This window comes from Enterobacter hormaechei ATCC 49162 (assembly GCF_001875655.1).
GTDB lineage: Bacteria > Pseudomonadota > Gammaproteobacteria > Enterobacterales > Enterobacteriaceae > Enterobacter > Enterobacter hormaechei.
Map to the genome: position 1 here is coordinate 412,075 of NZ_MKEQ01000001.1, position 20,192 is coordinate 432,266.

The following is a 20,192-nucleotide window of genomic DNA, read 5'->3' on the forward strand; positions in this document are numbered from 1 at the left end:
GCAATATCACCCGGCGATCCCCACTTTTATTCCCTTTCGCAAAAATCGATAATAAAAACCATAACGATTCCGCTACAATTCATCCATCCGAACAATATCCGTTAAATCAGCAGGTAAGCATTGCAACTGCACCAGATTAAGTACAAATTAGTAAAAGGATAATTTTTCCATGACAAAATTACCTCAGTTTTCACTCGCCTTTATTCATCCTCGTTACTGGCTCAGCTGGGCAGGCATTGCCGCGCTCTGGTGCACGGTTCAGCTTCCGTACCCGCTGCTGTTGAAAACAGGTCACGGGCTTGGGCGTCTGGCTATGCGCCTGCTTCCACGCCGCGTGGAGATCGCCAGACGAAATCTTGAGCTTTGCTTTCCTGATATGAAAGAGGACGAGCGCGAGCGTCTGCTTGAGCGTAATTTTGAATCGGTTGGAATGGGCGTCATCGAAACGGGGATAGCGTGGTTCTGGCCAGACTGGCGCGTACGGAAACACTTCAGCGTGACCGGCTACGAACATATGGAACAGGCGCGGGCGCAAGGAAGGGGCGTGGTGCTCATTGGCATGCATTTTCTCACGCTGGAATTAGGCGCACGCATCTTTGGCATGCTCAACGCGGGTATTGGTGTGTATCGTCCCAACAATAATGCGTTGCTCGACTGGCTGCAAACGCGCGGTCGTCTGCGTTCCAATAAAACCATGCTTGACCGCTATGACCTGAAGGGCATGATCCGCGCGCTGAAGCAAAACGAGATCCTGTGGTATGCCCCGGACCACGATTATGGCAAAACGAATAGCGTGTTTGTGCCGTTTTTTGCCGTCCCGGACGCCGCGACAACTGCCGGGAGCTACATGCTGGTGAAAAGTGCCAGACCGGCCGTGATCCCGTTTGTACCGCGCAGAAAAGCAGATGGCACAGGGTATGAGCTGATTATTCTGGAAGATATTAGCGATACCTTGCAGGGAGGCGACAAAGCGTCGGTGGCCACGCAAATGAACAGAGCGATTGAGCGCGCCGTGATGATGGCGCCTGAGCAATATATGTGGCTGCATCGCCGGTTCAAAACCCGCCCTGAAGGCCAGCCGGACCGGTATAAACGCAAAAAACAGATCCCATCTTCTGCAAGAACCTTTTCTGCCAGCGATATTTCGGACCGGTCGAGTATCCAGCAGTAGCCCGGCAGGGCGGATGCCGGTGCGCTCCGCCCTTTATAAATCCTGCCGCGCTGGATAGAATTACCGCATCCATATTGACGGGATGCCCCACATGACCGGAAGAGTCGATTATCATCTAGAAAAATACCTCCTCACCGAAGCCGACGAGCCGGAACGTCTGACGCGCCAGTGGGCCGAGGTGATGCGCGAGTGTCATGACCAGAAATCCGGGGCAGAAGAGCGGCTGCGTCTCGCGCTGCTGAATGTGGATTATGTGACCAGCTTTGAGCTTCCCTTCCGGTTACTTCTTACCCGTGCACCGCAGCTGATTGATAGCATCAGAAATGAGTTTCAGCTCAGTCAAAAAAATGTCCTGTTCAACGGGAAGCGGTTTGGCTGCGTCTACAGCCTTAAACGGGATTTGAACGGCATTCCCGATGAATTTACCTACCACCTGAAGACCCGTATTCAGCGGATCGATGCGTCCGGCGGTTCGGAAGTGCCTTACCGGCAAATCGCTCAGCAGGTGAAAGCCCCCCGCGAGCGCCTCCAGCTGGCGCTGGAACAGGGGCTTGCGGTCACCGCGCTTGACGGGCTTTTCTGGTTTGGCCTCCAGCGCATAGCCGCCGAGGTGCAGCGGTTAAGGAAGACCGGGATGAGAATAGTGACGTCCGATACGGAGGTGTTCGACACCCTTACCGGAACAACACGGCGCGTTCCGGTTTATCGTCTTGAAGATGCTGCCGCTACTTAGCCTGGAGCAAGATCGCCATCAGCCCTGGAAAACGGGCATCCAGATCCTCTCTTCTTAGTGAAATCATATTCTCGCGCCCCTGCGGGCGCTGCCAGATCACGCCGCTGTCGCGCAGGACGCGCCAGTGGTGGGTCATGGTAGATTTCACTACCTCTTCCGGGCGCAGCGCGTTACAGCTCAGTTCGCTGCCGTCGGCCAGCCTGCGGATAATCGCCAGTCGCAGCGGATTGCCGAGGGCGAAGAGCACATTTTCCAACACTATTTGTTCAGGTTCCGGGTGGTTTGGGATCATCGTTTTCCTGCGTCTCACGTCAGATTGAGCTATATCAACAATAGGTCAACCGTTAAAAAACAGTTCGATAATACTCGTACAATAGGACTATTATAACAAACGAACGAATACGCGACCATCCCGGTCGTCACATACCCGTCATAAAGACGTAAGGAAATATCATGCCCCGACCCATTCCACTCGAACGTTATCGCAACATCGGTATCTCCGCGCATATCGATGCCGGTAAAACCACCACCACTGAGCGCATTCTGTTTTACACCGGGATGAGCCACAAGCTGGGTGAAGTACACGATGGCGCGGCAACCACCGACTGGATGGCGCAGGAGCAGGAGCGCGGGATCACCATTACGTCGGCGGCGGTGAGCTGTTTCTGGCCCGGTATGGACAGAGGCTTTGAGCCGCACCGCATCAATATTATCGACACCCCCGGGCACGTAGATTTCACCATTGAGGTGGAACGTTCCATGCGTGTGCTCGACGGCGCGGTAATGGTCTATGACTCCGTTGGTGGCGTGCAGCCCCAGTCGGAAACCGTCTGGCGTCAGGCGAATAAATATCACGTCCCGCGGCTGGCCTTCGTCAACAAAATGGACCGCCCGGGTGCGGATTTCTTCCGCGTGGTGCAGATGATGCAGGAGCGTCTGAAAGCTAATCCGGTCCCGATTGTGATCCCGGTGGGTGCGGAAGAACACTTCACGGGCGTGGTGGATCTCATCAAGATGCGCACCATTCTGTGGGACGATGCAACGCAGGGTATGGCGTTTAGCTACGCGCCGGTGCCCGACGATCTGCTGAGCACCGCCCAGGCGTGGCGAGAAAAAATGGTTTCGGCGGCGGCAGAAGCCAGCGAGGAACTTATGGATAAGTACCTTGAGACGGGCGAACTGGATGAAGCGGAAATCATCAAAGGGCTGCGGATCCGGACTATATCCGGTGAAATACAGCCCATGCTGTGCGGCAGCGCCTTTAAGAACAAAGGGGTGCAGCGCATGCTCGACGCGGTGATTGAGCTGATGCCGTCTCCGCTGGACGTGCCCGCCATTGACGGTGTTGATGAAGACGGACAGCACGCCGAGCGCCACCCAAGCGATCATGAACCGTTCTCGGCGCTGGCCTTTAAACTGATGAGCGATCCGTACGTCGGCCAGCTGACCTTTATCCGCGTCTATTCCGGCATACTGCGCAAAGGCGACGCGGTGTATAACCCGGTGAAAGGCAAGAAAGAGCGTATCGGACGCATCGTGCTGATGCATGCCAACGATCGCCATGAGGTGGACGAGCTGCGCGCAGGGGATATCGCAGCCTGTGTCGGGCTGAAAGACGTCACCACCGGTGACACGCTGACCGACCCGAATGCGGTGATCACCCTTGAACGGATGGAGTTTCCGGACCCGGTTATTTCGCTGGCGATTGAGCCGAAAACCAAGGCCGATCAGGAGAAAATGGGGATCGCCCTACAGCGTCTGGCGGCGGAGGATCCGTCGTTCCGCCTGCACACGGATGATGAGTCCGGCCAGACGATTATCTCCGGGATGGGCGAGCTGCATCTGGAAATCATCGTTGACCGCATGAAGCGTGAGTTTGGCGTTGAGGCGAACATTGGTCGTCCGCAGGTCACCTACCGCGAAACCCTGCGTAAAGCGGTGAAGGATATTGAAGGTAAATTTGTCCGGCAGTCCGGCGGGAAAGGGCAGTATGGTCATGTTGTCCTGAGCCTGGAGCCTTTAGCCGCCGGGAGTGGTTTTGTGTTTGAAGATGCCACCAAAGGCGGGGTGGTGCCGCGGGAGTACATCCCGTCGGTGGAAAAAGGCTTGCGAGAAGCCATGAATACGGGAGTGCTGGCGGGCTATCCGGTGGTGGATGTGAAAGCGACCCTGACGTTTGGTTCCTACCATGACGTTGACTCCTCGGAGATGGCCTTCCGCATGGCGGCGATCCTCGGCTTCAAAGAGGGCGCACGGCGGGCGGATCCGGTTATTCTTGAGCCGGTGATGCACGTTGAGGTGGAAACGCCGGAAGAGTACGCCGGGAACATTATGGGCGATCTCTCCTCCCGTCGCGGCCTGGTGCAGGGGATGGCAGAGCAGTACGGTAGCCAGATTATTCGCGCTGACGTGCCGCTGGCTGAGATGTTTGGCTACGCTACCACGCTGCGATCGATGTCCCAGGGGCGCGCGACGTATACGATGGAGTTCCATCATTTTGCGGAAGCACCGCGGAATGTTGCGGATGAGATTATTGCGAAGCGTGTGAAGAGTTAATTAATTGCACATGGTAGTCATTTGGCTACCATGTGCCTTTATTATTACGACAGGGAGTTTATGCCTGTTACTTAATTAGCGTCGCCGATCGCACTTTCCATTTTCCTTGCTCTTCAACGAGACAATCTGCAATAACATGATCTTGCTTCTTACCAAATGCGACATAGACGTTTGTGCAAACGGCGTCAAAATCAGAATGTAAGACGGTTACCTGATTCCAGTCATCATCCCAGTCCTGCGCTTTGATAAACATATCCGCATCGGGCATATCTTTGCCGTTACTGTCGCCAGAGTACATTTCTTTAATTGCTGCAATGGTCCCTGAGGCTACGTACTCGTTCATAATGTCTGGATTGAGTACGGGTGGTTTGTTCTGATCTAACTGCGCTATATACCATTGATTGAATTTAAGCGCCGCTTGACCCGGTGCATAAATGTTTTCTGCGGCCGCGAGCGGAGACAGGGCGAAAAGTAAAAAGTAGAGTGGTTTCATTAATCATGCCTGAACAGTTCGTAATGAGGTTGTATGTTGCGGTAAGCCTGCCCAGGATACATGGTGCGTTGCACAAAATCGCTGATCCGCTGTTGACCATCGTATATACAAACGTGACCGCTATCATGACCAATTATATTTTGGATAACTGCGACGTCACCAGCATGGGGTTGATCATATACCAGGTGAAAGCCTGCATTGACTAATGTGCGCCCCATATCTTTTGCCAGACGCGTGTTGGGGATTTTTAATCGACCACCCGCTCTGATCGCTTCTGTTACGTAACGAGCACAATAACCCGTGCTGCTGGGTTGCGCGTGTGATTTCGCATATGATATTGCGCCATCTTTGTTCCATGACATGGATATTTCCTTTACGAAAGATTGTTTATGCAACAGCTTGTGAAATATCCTCCGTTTAACATCGTCATGATAAACATAAAATGCCATAGAAATTTCATATAATTCAGATGGGTATAATTAAAAAATCATTCCAGCGCCTTCACCATTTTCCCGCTCGCGACAAACGTACCGGCACCCAGATGATGCAGCGTATTCAGCTTATCCCCGTCAAACTGCCAGCGCCCGGCGACAAATGCGCGCTCATCCGCCGCGGCGGAAACCACTTCGCCAAAAAGAGTGTCATATTTCTCGGCCGCAGAGGTTACAGGTAATAACCGGCACTCCATCCACGCCAGACATTTCTCTTCTATAACCGGCAGGCCAAGCTTAGGGCCATAAATAACCGGGATCCCGTAGCAGTTGAATTTATCCTCGTCGCGCCCGCTGACGCTGCCGACCGCCCAGGTCCAGTTGGCTGCCGCCACGCCGGGGATCACAATGCCGAATTTCCCGCTGCGTTCGATCAACTCCCGTGACCACGCGCTTTTGTCTACCACAATCGCGATACGCGGGGGCTCAAATTCCACCGGCATAGACCATGCGGCGGCCATGACGTTGCGACGATCGATGGTCTCATCTCGGCTGGTGATGAGCACGGTTGGACCGTGATTCAGAAGACGGCTGGCATGGCGTAATTCAACAGGGCGAAAGTGGTTCATAGGATCTCCTCATGTACACGATGAGTATGACGAAAAAGCACTTTTGCGCATATGCATAAGGGAAAATAGTTTATAAACAGGGGATATCACATCCTGGAGCAAATCATGTCCCCATTTCTGAGTGCTTATTTCGCCCGCACGGGCTGGCAGCAGCCCGTACAGGTTGATATCGATACCCTGCGGGGGCTGCATTTACACCATAACTGCGCAATCCCTTTCGAAAATATCGATGTTGTTTTGCCGCGTGAAATCCATCTGGACGACGGGTGTCTGGTGGATAAACTTGTCACCGCGCGGCGGGGGGGATATTGCTTTGAGCAAAACGGCCTGTTTGAGCGGGTGTTACGCGAAGTCGGTTTTACGGTGCGCAGCGTGCTGGGGCGGGTTGTGCTGGCTAATCCGACGCAGATGCCGCCGCGTACGCACCGGTTGCTGCTGGTTGAGCTGAACGGCGAGCGCTGGATCGCCGATGTGGGATTTGGCGGACAAACGCTGACGGCGCCGATTCGTTTGATCGCCAACGAGGAACAGGAAACCCCGCACGGGAGTTATCGTTTGCTGAGCGAGGGTAACGACTGGGTACTGCAATTCCGCCATCACGAGCACTGGCAGTCAATGTACCACTTCGACCTGGCGACCCAGTACTTCAACGATTACGTGATGGGAAACTTCTGGTCGGCGCACTGGCCGCAGTCCCATTTCCGTCATCACCTGCTGATGTGTCGCCACCTGCCGGACGGGGGCAAGCTGACGCTGACCAACTTTAATTTTACCCACTGGCAGAACGGGCATGTGGAGGATCAGATCCATTTGCCGGATGCGGAGGCGCTGTATAAGCTGATGCAGGCGCGGTTTGGCCTGGGCGTTGATGACCCGAAGCACGGCTTTACCCTGGCCGAGCTGACGGCCGTGATGGCGGGGTTTGATACGCATCCACAGGCAGGGAAATAGCCCGGTGGCGGCTACGCCTTACCGGGCCTACAGCGGCTTGAAACGTAGGTCGGGTAAGGCGAAGCCGCCACCCGACAAAATCAACGGCGCGATCTCACCACCTGATAGCGACGGGTAAAATACTCAAACGGCGCACTCCAAACGTGCACCAGACGGGTGAACGGGAAGATAAGGAAGATCGTCATCCCCAGCACCAGATGCACGCGGAAGATCGGTGCGACGCCGCTCAGCATTTCTGACGAGCCTCCCTTAAACGTCACGATCCCCTGCGCCCAGCCGACCAGCTTCATCATCTCGCTTCCGTCAGGATACTGGGCGGAGAAGGGAATGGTCGACAGTCCCAGGATGCACTGAAGCAGCAGGATACTCATGATGATGATATCCGGCGTGGTGGACGTGGCGCGTACCCGTTGGTTGAACAGGCGGCGGTAAAGCAGCATTGACCCGCCAATCAGCGTCAGTACCCCGCAAATCCCGCCCGCAATCATGGCTAACTGCTGTTTAACCGCGACGGGTAAAAACCAGGCGTACATCCAGTGGGGGGTTAACATGCCGAACAGGTGCCCGAAGAAGATCCCCAGGATCCCGATATGAAACAGGTTCGAGGCCCAGTTCATCCCGCGTTTGCTGAGCATCTGGCTCGACGAGGCGCGCCAGGTGTACTGCCCGTAGTCGTAGCGCAACCAGCTACCGAGGAAAAAAACGGTGGCGCAGATATACGGATAAATGTCATAGAAAAACACGTTCAGGTAATGTGTCATTTTGGGCCTCCGGCGCTGACGTCCACGTACTGCGGCGCGACGTCCTGGCTAAAGCGTCGTTGATATTGCTGCATCGGCGAGCTGTCGCACGATGTGGCGTTGTCTTCGATAAACTTCACCTGTTCCTCTTCCCACACCGCGTCCAGCGCCTGACGGGTATCATCCCGTTTTTCACCGGACACCTGTTTCGCCACGCTGTCGCTGGAAAGCCGCGTTTCCGCCAGCGTCAGCAGGGCGTCAAACAGCTGGTAATGCGCCACGCCGCGCTGTTTCAGGCGGCCACCAATCAGCGCCAGAATAGGCGCGACGTTTTGCAGCCCTTCGCGCGCTTCGTCGTCGGTAACGATGCTAAGGTATTCCAGATAGAGCGGCAGATAGTCCGGCAGCTCGCGGCAGTCAAGCTGAAGACCCGCTTTCTCATACTGACTCATGAGATCGACCATCGCCTGACCGCGATCGCGGGACTCGGCGTGAACATGCTCGAACAGCAGTAGCGAGGTTGCGCGACCACGTTCAAACACTTCACACCATTCAGCCTGCTTATCCAGCAGCGGGGCGCTCAGGTGCTGCTGCGCAAACGGCAGCAGCATGGGCGCGTCCTGTTCAACCAGGGAAAGCGCTTCGTCGCGGTTTTCCCACAGCAGTTCATCGGGATACTCAATCAGCAGCGCGATGATTTTGAGGATTTGCATTACTCTCCCTCCCCGTGATCGCGCACCTCGGTGATGTTGATCGCATCGATGCGGCTGCTGTTGAAGAGGTTGAATTTGGTGTCAGAGCCGTGGCAGCCGTCGCCAAAGGTGAAGCCGCAGCCGTTTTTCTCCGGGAAGGCATCGCGCGCCATTTCACGGTGGCTGGTCGGGATCACGAAGCGGTCTTCGTAGTTAGCAATCGCCAGGTAGCGGTACATCTCCTCAACCTGCGCTTCGGTCAGGCCGACCTCTTCAATGGCGCGGGTATCGGTCACGCCTTCCACGGTCTGGGAGCGTTTGTAGTGACGCATCGCCATCATGCGTTTCAGGGCGCGCAGCACCGGCCCGGTATCGCCAGCGCTCAGCATGTTTGCCAGGTACTGCACCGGGATGCGCAGGCTTTCAACCGCAGGCAGAACGCCGTCGCTCTGCGGCAGACCGCCCGCGTCCGCGTAGGACTGAATTGGCGACAGCGGCGGCACATACCAGACCATCGGCAAGGTGCGGTATTCCGGGTGCAGCGGCAGGGCAAGCTTCCAGTCCATCGCCATTTTGTAAACCGGCGAACGCTGGGCGGCGTCAATCACGTTCTGCGGAATACCCTGCTTCAGCGCCTCCTCAATCACCGCTGGATCGTTCGGGTTGAGGAACACGTCGCACTGACGCTCGTACAGATCGGTTTCATGCTCGGTGCTTGCTGCCTCTTCAATACGGTCCGCGTCGTACAGCAGCACGCCGAGATAGCGGATGCGCCCGACGCAGGTTTCCGAGCAGACGGTCGGCTGGCCGGACTCGATGCGCGGGTAGCAGAAGATGCATTTTTCTGATTTGCCGCTCTTCCAGTTGAAGTAGATTTTCTTGTACGGGCAACCGCTGATGCACAGACGCCAGCCGCGGCATTTATCCTGGTCGATCAGCACGATGCCGTCCTCTTCGCGCTTATAAATGGCGCCGCTCGGGCAGGTGGCGACGCAGCTCGGGTTGAGGCAATGCTCGCACAGGCGCGGCAGGTACATCATGAAGGTGTTTTCAAACTGACCGTACATCTCCTTCTGTATCTTCTGGAAGTTGCGGTCGCGGGCGCGTTTTTCGAACTCGCCACCCAGCAGCTCCTCCCAGTTGGGTCCCCAGACGATTTTGTCCATCCGCTTGCCGTCGATCAGCGAACGTGGGCGGGCGGTAGGGAGGTGATCCCCCTCCGGCGCGCGGTGCAGATCCTGATAGTCGAAGGTGAAGGGTTCATAGTAATCGTCAATCTGCGGCAACACGGGGTTGGCGAAAATCTTCGACAGCACGCCCATTTTGCCCCCGAGGCGCGGGGTCAGCTTGCCGTGGATCCCGCGTATCCAGCCGCCTTGCCACTCATCCTCATCTTCCCAGTTTTTCGGATAGCCAATCCCCGGTTTGGTCTCCACGTTGTTAAACCACGCATACTCCATCCCTTCGCGCCCGGTCCAGACGTTCTTACAGGTGACCGAGCAGGTGTGGCAGCCAATGCATTTATCGAGATTCAGTACCATGCCAACCTGTGAGCGTATTTTCATTTTTTCGCCTCCTGTACCTGATCCCGACCTTCGCCGTCCAGCCAGTTAATGTTTTTCATTTTGCGGATCATGATGAACTCGTCGCGGTTCGAGCCGACGGTGCCGTAATAGTTGAAGCTGTAGGCCAGCTGCGCGTAGCCGCCAATCATGTGGGTCGGTTTCGGGCAGACGCGGGTAACGGAGTTGTGGATCCCGCCGCGCCGTCCGGTCACTTCTGACCCCGGAATGTTCAGGATGCGCTCCTGGGCGTGGTACATCATGGTCATGCCCGGCGGTACGCGCTGGCTGACCACTGCGCGTGCGGTGAGAGCGCCGTTGGCGTTGAAGGCTTCGATCCAGTCGTTGTCCTCAATGCCCAGTTCGCGTGCGTCGGTTTCGCTGATCCAGACAATCGGCCCGCCTCGCGACAGGGTCTGCATCAGCAGGTTTTCGCTGTAGGTGGAGTGAATGCCCCATTTCTGGTGCGGCGTCAGGAAGTTGAGCGCTTTTTCCGGGAAGCCGTTCGGCGGGATCTCGCGCATATGGGTGACGCTGCGGGTGTCAATCGGTGGACGATAGGCCACCAGGCTCTCCCCGAAGGCGCGCATCCAGACGTGATCCTGATACAGCTGCTGGCGGCCTGAAATCGTGCGCCACGGGATCAGCTCGTGGACGTTGGTATAGCCTGCGTTATAGGAGACGTGCTCGCTCTCAAGGCCGGACCACGTCGGGCTGGAGATGATTTTGCGCGGCTGCGCCTGAATATCGCGGAAGCGGATTTTCTCGTCTTCTTTGTTCAGCGCCAGATGGGTGTGATCGCGCCCGGTCAGTTCCCCGAGGGCTTCCCAGGCTTTGACCGCGACCTGACCATTGGTTTCCGGCGCGAGGGCGAGGATCACCTCTGAAGCGTCAATGGCGGTCTCGATGCGCGGGCGACCTTTCGCCGGGCCGTCGAGCTTGACGTAGTTGAGCTTGCCGAGGAAATCGACCTCGTTCTGGGTGTTCCACGATATGCCTTTTCCGCCGTTGCCGAGCTTGTCCAGCAGCGGTCCAAGGGCCGTAAAGCGCTCGTAGGTTTCCGGGTAGTTACGCTCGACCACGGCGATGTTCGGTGCCGTTTTGCCGGGGATCAGATCGCATTCGCCTTTGCGCCAGTCCAGAATATCAAACGGCTGCGACAGTTCCCCCGGTGAATCATGCTGTAGCGGCTGTAGCACCACGTCAGTTTCGGTGCCGAGATGCCCGACGCACACTTCAGAGAACACTTTGGCGATGCCCTTGTAGATCTCCCAGTCGCTGCGCGATTCCCACGCCGGGTCAACGGCGGCGGAAAGCGGGTGAATAAACGGATGCATGTCCGAGGTATTCATATCGTCTTTTTCATACCAGGTGGCGGTGGGCAGGACGATATCCGAGAACAGGCAGGTGCTGGACATGCGGAAATCGAGCGTCACCAGCAGATCCAGCTTGCCCTCAATGGCGGCGGTTTGCCACTCCACCTCTTCAGGCTTCACGTCGTCCGTTGAGCCTAAATCCTCACCCTGAATACCGCTTTCAGTGCCAAGCAGGTATTTCAGCATGTACTCATGGCCTTTCCCGGACGAGCCGAGCAGGTTCGAGCGCCAGACGAACAGGTTGCGCGGGTGGTTCTTGCCGTTGTCCGGCTGTTCACAGGCGAAGCGAATATCACCCGATTTTAACGCCTGCACGGTATAGTCCTGCGGCGACATCCCGGCGGCGTCGGCGCGGGCTTTCACATGCAGCGGATTAAGGTTGAGCTGAGGGGCCGACGGCAGCCAGCCCATGCGCTCGGCGCGCACGTTGAAATCGATCAGGTGTCCGGTGAATTTCGTCGCGTCTGCAAGGGGAGAAAGCAACTCCTGGGCGGTCAGCTTCTCATAGCGCCACTGGCTGGCGTGGTTGTAGAAGTAGGAAGTGCTGTTCATCTGGCGCGGCGGGCGGTTCCAGTCCAGCGCGAAGGCCAGCGGCAGCCAGCCGGTTTGCGGGCGCAGCTTCTCCTGGCCCACATAGTGAGACCAGCCGCCGCCGCTCTGCCCGACGCAGCCGCAGAAGACCAGCATGTTGATCATCCCGCGGTAGTTCATGTCCATGTGGTACCAGTGGTTCACACCGGCACCGAGGATGATCATCGAACGGCCGTGGGTTTTATGCGCCGTGTCGGCAAACTCGCGGGCGATTTTTTCAATCAAGTACGCGGGCACGCCGGTAATTTGTTCGCCCCAGGCCGGGGTGTAGGCTTTTATCTCGGCGTAATTTAACGCGGCGTTACTGTCTTCCAGACCGCGATCGAGGCCGTAGTTCGCCAGCACCAGATCGTACACGCTGACCACCCGTCGCTGGCTGCCGTCCGCCAGCGTCAGGGTTTTACTCGGTACGCGGCGCGTCAGCACCGGCTCCTGGTTCACGCTGCGGAAGTGTGGGTTTTCGTTACCGCCGAAGTACGGGAAGGCGACGTCCGCCACGCTGTCGTGGGTGATGAGCAGGGATAGCGTCAGCTCGGTTTCCTGACCCGCCGCCAGCGACTCCAGGTTCCATTTGCCTTTTTCACCCCAGCGGAAGCCAATGGATCCGTTCGGCGCCACCAGATTCCCGGCCACGTCAAAGGCGATGGTTTTCCACTCCGGATTATTCGTTTCGCCCAGCCCGTCGGCCAGATCCGACGCGCGCAGCATGCGGCCCGGCACCACGCGACCGTCTGCCTGCTCATCCAGCAGGACCAGCATCGGCATGTCGGTGTAGCGACGGCAATAGTTGAGGAAATACTCGCTCGGGTTATCAAGGTGGAACTCTTTGAGGATCACATGGCCCATCGCCATGGCGAGGGCGCTGTCGGTACCCTGTTTGGGAGCCAGCCACTGGTCGCTGAGCTTCGCCACCTCCGAGAAGTCCGGCGTAATGGCGACGGTCTTGGTCCCTTTGTAGCGCACTTCGGTGAAGAAGTGGGCGTCCGGGGTACGCGTCTGCGGCACGTTCGAGCCCCAGGCGATGATATAGCTGGAGTTGTACCAGTCGGCGGATTCCGGCACGTCGGTCTGCTCGCCCCAGGTCATCGGCGACGCGGGCGGCAGGTCGCAGTACCAGTCGTAGAAGCTCAGGCAGGTGCCGCCCAGCAGAGAGAGGTAGCGCGTTCCGGCGGCGTAAGAGACCATCGACATCGCCGGAATAGGGGAGAAACCGGCCACGCGATCCGGGCCGTAATGTTTGATGGTCCAGACGTTGGCGGCGGCAATAAGCTGGTTGAGTTCTTTCCAGTTTGAGCGGATAAACCCGCCTTTACCCCGCGCCTTTCTGTAGCTCTGCGCTTTTTGCGGATCGTTCTGAATGGCGTCCCAGGCCAGCACCGGATCGGTATGCTGCGCCAGCGCCTCGCGCCAGAGTTCAATCAGCCTGCGGCGCACCAGCGGGTATTTAAGACGGTTGGCGCTGTAGAGATACCACGAGTAGCTCGCGCCACGCGGGCAGCCGCGCGGTTCGTGGTTGGGCAGGTCAGGGCGGGTGCGCGGGTAGTCGGTCTGCTGAGTTTCCCAGGTCACCAGCCCATTTTTGACATAAATCTTCCAGCTACAGGAGCCGGTACAGTTAACGCCGTGGGTGGATCGTACAATTTTGTCGAACTGCCAGCGCTGACGGTAGCTGTCCTCCCAGTCGCGGTTGGTGTGATACACCTGCCCGTGCCCCTCGGCGAAACTGTCGCCTTTTGTTTTGAAGTAACGGAAGCGGTCCAACAGTTTGCTCATGACATTTCTCCTGCTTCGATAGCATGGCCGGAGGGTGAGGCATCACACTCCGGCGAAGATATAGTTATTATTTTTGTGAGGATTTGCGGCCATACACCAGCCAGGTGACGAGCACGCAGACGATGTAAAAAACGAGAAAGACTTTCATGGCGCCCACCGGAGAACCGGTCATCGCCAGTGACGTACCAAAGGCTTTGGGAATAAAGAACCCGCCCACCGCACCGATGGCAGAGATAAAGCCCAGCGCGGCAGCCGTTTCGGTCACTGCTTCATGCTGCGCCTGTTCGTCGCTCCCGCCCTGTTTTTTCACGCGGTCGAGGGTGATTTGACGGAAGATAACCGCGATCATCTGGAAGGTCGATCCGCTGCCCAGCCCTGCGGTCAGAAACAGGCCCATAAAGACCAGATAGAAGGCCATAAAACTGCCGGAACCTGATCCGGGGAGCGTCAGGAAAATCAGGGCGCTAAAGATGGCCATAAAAACAAAGTTGATCAGCGTAACGCGCACGCCGCCCAGCCGGTCAGAAATCATCCCGCCAGCCGAACGCGCCAGGGCGCCAATCAGCGGACCGAAGAAGGCGAGGTGCAGGATGTTCACGTCCGGGAACTGGGTTTTCGACAGCATGGCAAAGCCCGCCGAGAAACCAATAAACGATCCGAAAGTCGCCAGATAGAGCAGGCTCAGCAGCCAGAGGTGAAAGCGCTTCAGCACCCGAAGCTGGCTGGCAATGGAGGCTTTCGAGCTGGCGATGTCATTCATGCCAAAAAACGCCGCAATGGTGGCCAGAATCAGCAGCGGCGCCCAGATCCAGGCCGCGTTCGCCAGCCACATTGTCGAGCCATCCTCCTGCGGTACGCCGTGCACGCCGAGGAAGGTGAACATCGGCAGGAAGATGACCAGCGGCGCAACCAGCTGCATCACGCTGACGCCCAGGTTTCCCAGCCCGCCGTTAATACCCAGCGCGCTGCCCTGTCTGGCTTTCGGGAAGAAGAAGCTGATGTTTCCCATGCTGGAAGCAAAGTTGGCGCCAGCAAAACCGCACAGCAGCGCGATGATGATGAAGACCCAATAGGGCGTAGCGGTATTCTGGATGGCGATCCCAAGCCAGACACAGGGCACAACAAGGATCACGGTGCTTAACACGGTCCAGTAACGTCCGCCAAATATCGGTACCATAAAAGAGTAGGGGACGCGCAATATCGCGCCGGAGAGAGAAGGTAATGCTGTTAGCATAAAAAGCTGATCGGTGCTGAAATTAAATCCGACCTTATTAAGATTCACCGCAATAGCGCTAAACAACATCCATACACAAAACGCCAGAAGCAAACACGCGACGGAAATCCACAGGTTTCTGCGTGCGATATGTTTCCCTTTATTCTCCCAAAATTGCGCGTTTTCCGGTTTCCAGTTACTCAACAGATGCTGATTACTCTTCTCACTTTGATGTGACATATCACCCTCTTGCTTACCAAATGAAGAGAAAAAAGAAGTGAAAACAGAAAGATAGTTGTCGATGGTTTGTAGAAATTATTGGATGTTATGGGATACATCTGAAAGGATAGATAAAAAAGCGAATCCCTGAGTTTGGAATGGGAATCAGGGTTCGCTTTATGTGTTACTAATTGTAACTTTTTGCAGAAATTAATACCCCGATGGGAGTATTAAAACAATTCGAGGGAGATAAGTTTATCCAGATGCTTATTAAATGCCGCATCGTCCATTTCAGGCATATTTAATACGTATATGCCGTCCAGTCCGCATACCAGGCCGATTAATCGCCAGGCAATATTTTCTGGCTGGTCAGCAAGCGTAAAGGCGTTGGCCTCTGCGCCGGCACGGATAATCGCGACCGTCTCCTGGTGCCACATCTCCATGGTCAGAACGTAAGCGCCTTTAATGTCGCTATCCCGGCTGGCAAGAATTTGCGCCTCCCGCCACAGTCGAATATAAGGCTCAAACCCGCCGTCATCGCTGCCGAGCATAGCATGCAGGCGCTCGCGCCACCCGGCGTTATCGCCCACGATTTCAGCGTCCAGTAAATCGCGGATCAGCCGCACAAACGCCAGCGATTTAAGTTCGCCCGCCGACGCAAAGTGGTGATGAACCTGCCCGGTTGCAACGCCCGCTTCGGCGGCGATGCGGCGAACGGTCATCGCAGCTAACCCTTCAGTCAGCGCCACGCGCATCGCGGCCTGTAGGATCTCTTCCCGCCGTTCGTCCTTGCTCAGATAACGCATATTTTCTCACTCTCAATGGCAACGAAACGAGTGTAACAAAGAGCTGGACAAGTGTTCAACTTTACGTAGGATCGCAATCTGGACATGTGTCCAGTTTTTAAGTGATAAGGAAATTTATGTTTCGTCAGTGGTTAGCGTTAGTGATTATCGTGCTGGTGTATATCCCGGTGGCGATTGACGCGACGGTGCTGCACGTGGCGGCGCCAACATTGAGCATGACGCTGGGTGCCAGCGGCAACGAATTGCTGTGGATTATTGATATTTACTCGCTGGTGATGGCGGGGATGGTGCTGCCAATGGGCGCGCTGGGGGATCGCATTGGCTTCAAGCGCCTGCTGATGATCGGCAGCGTGCTGTTTGGCCTGTCATCGTTAGCGGCGGCTTTTGCGCCGTCCGCGGGCTGGCTGATCGCTGCCCGCGCGTCGCTGGCGATAGGGGCGGCGATGATCATCCCGGCAACGCTTGCAGGGATCCGCACCCTGTTTAATGACGCGCGGCACCGCAATATTGCCCTCGGTGTCTGGGCGGCCGTTGGTTCGGGCGGCGCGGCGTTTGGCCCGTTGATTGGCGGCATGTTGCTGGAGCACTTCTATTGGGGGTCAGTGTTCCTGATTAACGTGCCGATCGTGCTGATCGTGGTTTCGCTTGCTGCGCGCTTTGTGCCTGCTCAGCAGGGGCGTCCCGAACAGCCGCTCAATATCAGCCATGCCATTATGCTGATTGTCGCCATTTTACTGCTGGTCTATAGCGCCAAAACCGCCCTGAAAGGGGTGCTGTCGCCGTGGATGGTGGCCTGTACGCTGCTTACCGGGGCGGTGATGCTGTTTATCTTCGTCCGTATCCAGCTGCGCGCCCGCGTGCCGATGATCGACATGCGTCTGTTTTGCCATCGCATCATTTTAAGCGGCGTGGTCATGGCAATGACCGCCATGATTGCGCTGGTGGGATTTGAACTGCTGATGGCGCAGGAGTTGCAGTTCGTGCATGGTTTTACGCCGTTTGAAGCAGGGATATTTATGCTGCCGGTGATGGTGGCAAGCGGATTTAGCGGGCCGATCGCGGGTGTGCTGGTCGGGCGTCTGGGGCTACGCATTGTCGCGGCCGGGGGTATGGGGTTAAGCGCGGTCAGTTTTATCGGCCTGTCGACACTCGATTTCAGCACCCAACAGTGGCAGGCATGGAGCCTGATGGTGCTGCTGGGCTTCAGTGCCGCCAGCGCACTGCTGGCATCGACGTCAGCGATCATGGCCGCCGCCCCGAAAGAAAAAGCGGCAGCCGCAGGCGCGATCGAAACGATGTCCTATGAGTTGGGGGCCGGTCTGGGGATCGCCATTTTCGGTCTGCTACTGACCCGCAGCTTTTCGGCGTCTATTGAACTGCCGCAGGGGCTGAGCGCGTCGCTTACCGATAAAGCCTCGTCGTCCATCGGTGAAGCGATGAAGGTTGCGCAGGAGCTGACGCCGTCGCTGGCCGAGCCGGTAATAATGGCGGCAAAAACCGCCTTCATCACCTCGCACAGCGTGGCCCTGAGCAGCGCGGGAGGCATGCTGCTGATCCTTGCGGTGGGTATCTGGTTTAGTCTGGCGAAGGTCGGGCAACAGCAATAAAAAAGGCCAGCCGTAAAGGCTGGCCTGAGTGCACTAACACATCTTAGAACTGGTAGGTCAGACCCACGGCCACGATGTTGTCGGTAGCCACTTTGGCATCTTTGGTGAACTGGCTGTCGTCAACCAGGTTGATTTTGTAATCAACATAGGTGGACATGTTTTTGTTGAAGTAGTAGCTCGCGCCAACGTCAACGTATTCAACCAGATCCTGATCGCCGTAAGAACCGATGTCTTTACCTTTGGATTTCAGGTAAGCGATGGACGGACGCAGACCGAAGTCGAACTGGTACTGAGCCACAACTTCGAAGTTCTGCGCTTTGTTGGCAACGTGACCGTTACCGAACGCCGTCATGTTGCGGGTTTCAGAGTAGGTGGTAGCCAGGTAGATGTTGTTCGCATCGTACTTCAGGCCAGCAGCCCAGACTTCTGCGTTTTCGCCACCGGCGTTCAGGTTGCTTGCTGCACGAACCTGACGGTCAGTACGGTCAGATTTTGCGTAGGTCGCACCCACACCAAAGCCGTCGAATTCATAGGTAGAAGAGAGACCCCAGCCGTCACCGTTGGATTCGGTGATGTCGTCACGGTCGTTTTTACCCTGGTACTGTGCCGCCACGTTCAGTCCGTCAACCAGACCGAAGAAGTCGGTATTACGGTAGGTTGCAACGCCAGTGGTACGGCCAGTCATGAAGCCGTCAGTCTGCGTCCAGGTATCGCCACCGAATTCTGGCAGAACGTCAGTCCATGCGCCGATGTCGTATGCAACGCCGTAGTTACGACCGTAGTCGAAAGAACCAAACTCATCGAATTTCAGACCAGCAAATGCCAGACGGGTTTTGTTGCCGTCTGCACCCTGATTTTCAGAGCGGTTGCCCTTGAACTCATATTCCCACTGGCCGTAACCGGTCAGCTGATCGTTGATCTGGGTTTCACCTTTGAAACCAAGACGCACATACGTTTTGTCGCCGTCGCTACCAGCATCATCAGAAAAATAGTGCAGACCCGTAACTTTGCCGTACAGATCCAGTTTGTTACCGTCTTTGTTAAAAACTTCAGCCGCGTTAACAACGCCTGCTGCCAACATGGAAGTGACTGCCACTGCAACTAATTTAAGTTTCATCTTAAATAATCCTTATAATTTTATTTAGGTATTTCCTAAGCCACCTGAGCGATTTTTAAACGAGGCTTATCGTCAATGGCAGACTATTTTTAAAATTCCATAGACTGCTTTCAATAATAAGTTTCAAAATATTAAAGATAATTTCAATTAGTGTGATCCTGATCCGATAAATTGCTCTCATCTCGCCGAAATAGATTAATATATATACATAAATTGATTATTAACCGACCATGATAATATGGCTACACATAGTTTATGAAGGTTTTAGTTTTTAGATGAAACTAACGGATATTAGCGCAGAATAAAAAAATATAAGGCGTGTAAACTTCTTTTAGAACAGGTGATTATGAATTTTACGGCGAGCAGAAGCTTGTTTTTGAATAAACACATTCAGAAATATACTATTGCAATTCGTGCTATATAGCCCGGGAATATTGGTAGTGAATTAATTACCTGTGTTGTCAGTTTATGTCAATTAACACTACTGTCTTGCTTTACATTTGCACTCTATACAGAAATATAAACACACGCGAATGTTAAGAATTATATTCCCGAGTGTGATCACATATTAAAATATTGTTAATTTTTTTGCCGGGCATATTTCGTGCCCGGCAAAAATAAAAAGCTATTTGCGTGTGGCGTACCAGCATAGCAACGATCCGGCGCAGACCATTAATGCCCCTTGCCAGAATGAGAATGAAAGCGGGGAGCTGAGTAAAAATGCCGCCAGTGCGGCGGAAAGAACGGGCGTGAAATAAGAGACAGCCGCAAGCACCGTCACGTTACCGTGGAGAATACCGATATTCCATGCGGCGTAGCCAAAGCCAAGGGCAACACCGCACATCAACAGCTTCACCACTACCGGTACGCTGAACACCATTTCGGGCTGATCGCTGACGGCATATTTAACCCACAGGCTCAGGGCAGTCAGCAGGACGAACAGGGTAATGCCATTTTGCCCTTTGGCATACTTACTGGTGACGGTGCAGTAGGCGGCCCAGATAAAGGCGCCGGCAAACGCCAGCCCATAACTTAGCGGGCTGGAGACGACGTTTTGCATGATGTCATTCAGATGCAGGCCGTTTTCGCCGCCTAAAACCCAGCACACGCCCAACAGCGAGACGAGAAGCCCCGGGATCACCCACAGGGTAGATTTTTGTCCGTTGAATAAAATCGCGAATGCTATCGTCAGGCTTGGCCAAAGATAATTGACCATACCCACTTCAATCGCCTGCGAGCGTGTTGCGGCATATCCCAATGACAGGGCCAGGCACATCTCATAGCTGACAAACAGGATGCTGCCCGCAATGAGATAGCGCGTGGAAAAACGCCGAAGATCCGGAAAACCTACCGTCACCAGACATAACAGCCCGCTGACGGTGTAAATCATTGCCGCGCCGCCCACCGGGCCCAGTCCCTCGCTGACGCTGCGGATAAGACCCACCATGGTGCTCCACAGCAATATGGCCGCCAGACCAATCAGCGTTGCTCTTTTTCTGTCCATTACCCTGCCAGTCTTTTAAAAATCAAAG

At 55.6% G+C, this 20,192-nt stretch carries 17 protein-coding genes; 5 read left to right on the forward strand and 12 right to left on the reverse strand.

What is annotated here, in order from left to right; all coding sequences use genetic code 11:
• The first annotated feature begins 169 nt into the window (after positions 1-169).
• Complete coding sequence (locus BH712_RS02095) at positions 170-1,171, forward strand: Kdo(2)-lipid IV(A) acyltransferase (protein WP_006810731.1); 1,002 nt, start codon at positions 170-172, stop codon at positions 1,169-1,171.
• 91 nt (positions 1,172-1,262) lie between these two features.
• Entirely contained in the window at positions 1,263-1,904 is a 642-nt protein-coding gene (locus BH712_RS02100) for an ECs1377 family protein (RefSeq protein ID WP_032673843.1), read from the forward strand.
• Here BH712_RS02100 and BH712_RS02105 read toward each other — a convergent pair.
• A complete protein-coding gene (locus BH712_RS02105; RefSeq protein ID WP_006810729.1) occupies positions 1,897-2,196 on the reverse strand; it encodes an ArsR/SmtB family transcription factor in 300 nt (99 codons plus the stop codon). The genes BH712_RS02100 and BH712_RS02105 overlap by 8 nt on opposite strands.
• A gap of 161 nt (positions 2,197-2,357) precedes the next feature.
• Here BH712_RS02105 and fusA point away from each other — a divergent pair, with 161 nt between their 5' ends.
• A complete protein-coding gene (gene fusA, locus BH712_RS02110; RefSeq protein WP_006810727.1) occupies positions 2,358-4,460 on the forward strand; it encodes an elongation factor G in 2,103 nt (700 codons plus the stop codon).
• A gap of 67 nt (positions 4,461-4,527) precedes the next feature.
• On the opposite strand, the gene BH712_RS02115 is transcribed toward fusA, so the two are convergent.
• The 3 genes from BH712_RS02115 to BH712_RS02125 form a co-directional block, all read right to left on the reverse strand.
• On the reverse strand, positions 4,528-4,953 hold the full coding sequence (locus BH712_RS02115) for a DUF3828 domain-containing protein (RefSeq protein WP_006810726.1): 426 nt from the start codon (positions 4,951-4,953) through the stop codon (positions 4,528-4,530).
• Positions 4,953-5,315, reverse strand: coding sequence for a CHAP domain-containing protein (locus tag BH712_RS02120; protein ID WP_071850064.1), 363 nt, complete (start codon positions 5,313-5,315; stop codon positions 4,953-4,955). Before BH712_RS02120 ends, BH712_RS02115 begins: the two co-directional genes overlap by 1 nt.
• A gap of 125 nt (positions 5,316-5,440) precedes the next feature.
• Complete coding sequence (locus BH712_RS02125) at positions 5,441-6,013, reverse strand: flavin reductase family protein (RefSeq protein WP_006810724.1); 573 nt, start codon at positions 6,011-6,013, stop codon at positions 5,441-5,443.
• Between the two features lie 105 nt (positions 6,014-6,118).
• On the opposite strand from BH712_RS02125, the gene nhoA reads away from it, so the two are divergent.
• On the forward strand, positions 6,119-6,964 hold the full coding sequence (gene nhoA, locus BH712_RS02130; RefSeq protein WP_006810723.1) for an N-hydroxyarylamine O-acetyltransferase: 846 nt from the start codon (positions 6,119-6,121) through the stop codon (positions 6,962-6,964).
• Positions 6,965-7,044: 80 nt separating this feature from the next.
• On the opposite strand, the gene narI is transcribed toward nhoA, so the two are convergent.
• The 6 genes from narI to BH712_RS02160 all read right to left on the reverse strand — a co-directional run bounded on the left by narI (position 7,045) and on the right by BH712_RS02160 (position 15,936).
• Complete coding sequence (gene narI / locus BH712_RS02135; RefSeq protein ID WP_006810722.1) at positions 7,045-7,725, reverse strand: respiratory nitrate reductase subunit gamma; 681 nt, start codon at positions 7,723-7,725, stop codon at positions 7,045-7,047.
• Positions 7,722-8,417, reverse strand: coding sequence for a nitrate reductase molybdenum cofactor assembly chaperone (gene narW, locus BH712_RS02140; protein ID WP_006810721.1), 696 nt, complete (start codon positions 8,415-8,417; stop codon positions 7,722-7,724). Before narW ends, narI begins: the two co-directional genes overlap by 4 nt.
• A complete protein-coding gene (gene narH, locus BH712_RS02145; protein ID WP_006810720.1) occupies positions 8,417-9,961 on the reverse strand; it encodes a nitrate reductase subunit beta in 1,545 nt (514 codons plus the stop codon). The genes narW and narH overlap by 1 nt, the downstream gene beginning before the upstream one ends.
• Positions 9,958-13,698, reverse strand: a complete 3,741-nt coding sequence (locus tag BH712_RS02150; RefSeq protein ID WP_006810719.1) for a nitrate reductase subunit alpha — start codon at positions 13,696-13,698, stop codon at positions 9,958-9,960. The genes narH and BH712_RS02150 overlap by 4 nt, the downstream gene beginning before the upstream one ends.
• A 67-nt stretch (positions 13,699-13,765) precedes the next feature.
• Positions 13,766-15,151, reverse strand: coding sequence for a NarK family nitrate/nitrite MFS transporter (locus BH712_RS02155; protein ID WP_006810718.1), 1,386 nt, complete (start codon positions 15,149-15,151; stop codon positions 13,766-13,768).
• 209 nt (positions 15,152-15,360) lie between these two features.
• Positions 15,361-15,936 (reverse strand): TetR family transcriptional regulator, encoded by a 576-nt coding sequence (locus BH712_RS02160; RefSeq protein WP_006810717.1) that lies wholly within the window; start codon positions 15,934-15,936, stop codon positions 15,361-15,363.
• A 116-nt stretch (positions 15,937-16,052) separates the two neighbouring features.
• Here BH712_RS02160 and BH712_RS02165 point away from each other — a divergent pair, with 116 nt between their 5' ends.
• Positions 16,053-17,543: an MFS transporter gene (locus BH712_RS02165; protein ID WP_006810716.1), complete on the forward strand. Its 1,491-nt coding sequence runs from the start codon at positions 16,053-16,055 to the stop codon at positions 17,541-17,543.
• Between the two features lie 43 nt (positions 17,544-17,586).
• Here BH712_RS02165 and ompC read toward each other — a convergent pair whose 3' ends face one another.
• Entirely contained in the window at positions 17,587-18,660 is a 1,074-nt protein-coding gene (gene ompC / locus BH712_RS02170; RefSeq protein WP_006810715.1) for a porin OmpC, read from the reverse strand.
• Positions 18,661-19,285: 625 nt separating this feature from the next.
• Positions 19,286-20,164: an aromatic amino acid DMT transporter YddG gene (yddG, locus tag BH712_RS02175; protein ID WP_006810714.1), complete on the reverse strand. Its 879-nt coding sequence runs from the start codon at positions 20,162-20,164 to the stop codon at positions 19,286-19,288.
• Positions 20,165-20,192 lie beyond the last annotated feature (28 nt).